1 protein-coding gene is annotated in these 1645 nt (G+C 54.6%); it reads left to right on the forward strand.

Annotation, left to right across the window (positions count from 1 at the left end; genetic code table 11):
- Nucleotides 1-96 precede the first annotated feature (96 nt).
- A complete protein-coding gene (locus tag BJP07_RS09680) occupies nucleotides 97-1560 on the forward strand; it encodes a DDE-type integrase/transposase/recombinase (RefSeq protein WP_071567267.1) in 1464 nt (487 codons plus the stop codon).
- Nucleotides 1561-1645: the final 85 nt, after the last annotated feature.

Consider the following 1645-nt stretch of genomic DNA (forward strand, 5'->3'; position numbering starts at 1 on the left):
TGTGATGTCTAGCGACTTTTTGGACACGGAGTCCAGGATGTTTTTGGACGGGATGTCTAGTGGCTTTTTGGACGTTCTCGGCGGTGGAATAGCTGGATGGCTATTCCATTGTATAAACGTAGAAAGGTCGCAGATTTCGATCCCGTTCGTCACGGCAAGACGGTCACACAGTTTTGCAAAGAATTGGGGATCTCGCGACAGACGTACCACAACATCAAAAACCGGATAGCGCACAAGGGCCGAGCAGGTATCGTGCCGGATTCGACTGCCCCGAAGAATCCAGTGAAGAAATTCGACGAGGCCGACAAAATCGCAGTCGTCCATGCCAGGCAACAGTTGATGGAACAAGGCTTGGATTATGGGCCTTGGTCGATCTACTACTTCTTGTTTGACACTTCAGGTGCAGATCGCACCCCATCGCGGTCCACAATCGCCTCATGGCTGCATGAGCTGGGATTTGTTGATGCTAATGCCCGCAAACGGCCTCGTAGTTCCTATAAGCGCTTCGCCCGTGATTTCGTCGGTGAACTCTGGCAAATCGATGCACTGGTCTACCGCCTCTTTGACCATGCCCACACGCATGTCACGATTTACCAGATCATCGATGATGCCAGCAGATTCGATGTCGGAACCACAGCATTCGCGCTGCCTGAAAACGGTACTGATGCGCGCGCTGCGCTGGCTGCAGCGTTCGCCGCTTACGGCAAACCTCAAGAAATCCTTTCTGACAATGGCGATGCGTTCGCCACCTACCACCGTGGTTTTCTCTCTGCTACTGAAACTTGGCTCGCTGGCGAAGGCGTACTTGCTATTGCTGGTTTCGCCCCGACAACCCAGGGAAAAGACGAGCGATCGCATCGTACGTTGACCCAGTTCCTCGATGCACGCCACCCAGTCAGTCTCGGTGAGGTCAACACCTATCTGGTCGAATATCGCCAGGTATACAACGAACGACGCCGGCATCAATCACTGCTGGTCGGCAAGATGCACATCACCCCACGCCAGGCTTTCGATACCTTCCCCAAGGCACCGTCACCTACGCATCCACTCGATCCTGATCAGATCTGGGCCCGCGTAGTTGCCTATAACCAAGCGCACAATCCTCACGCTATATCCAAAAAGCCAAACGGCCCCGCGGAAGCGGCAACTTCACACGAGGCCAACACCGATGACATGGCAGCTCAGCAAGGCATACCTCCCACCGATACCCCCACACTAACGGCCCCGACGACACAGTCAACAAACCAATGGGGTATCCCAGACCAGCTCTGCGTGAGCAAAGATGGCGTTGTACGCGTATGCGGCTTCGGCCTCTACATTGGTCTGAGGTTTAAAAACCGCAGGCTCTACTCCACAGTCACAACCGATAATGTTGCGGAGTTCTACACGGCCCATGACGGTCAATTCCTCTTCAGCGTGCCCCTGCCGATCACGTTGAGCCACCGCCCGCCAGGTGGTCAGATCAACATCAACCTCGTCGAAGGAATGAAACATCGCCAACCACCGCGGATGAACCCGAAACTATCCAAACCCCGGCCGAAACGCAGGCTACGACCGTAAGCCGCTAGAAGTGCCCAAGAACACCATGGATCCCGTGTCCAAGAAGCCATCGGACTCCCTGTCCAAAAACCCTATGGACATAACA

The organism is Corynebacterium sp. NML130628, from assembly GCF_001875665.1.
Taxonomy (GTDB): Bacteria; Actinomycetota; Actinomycetes; order Mycobacteriales; family Mycobacteriaceae; genus Corynebacterium.

Bases quoted from the DNA above. Each gene is read 5' to 3' on its own strand.
- BJP07_RS09680 (WP_071567267.1), top strand. From the start codon at position 97: ATGGCTATTCCATTGTATAAACGTAGAAAGGTCGCAGATTTCGATCCC.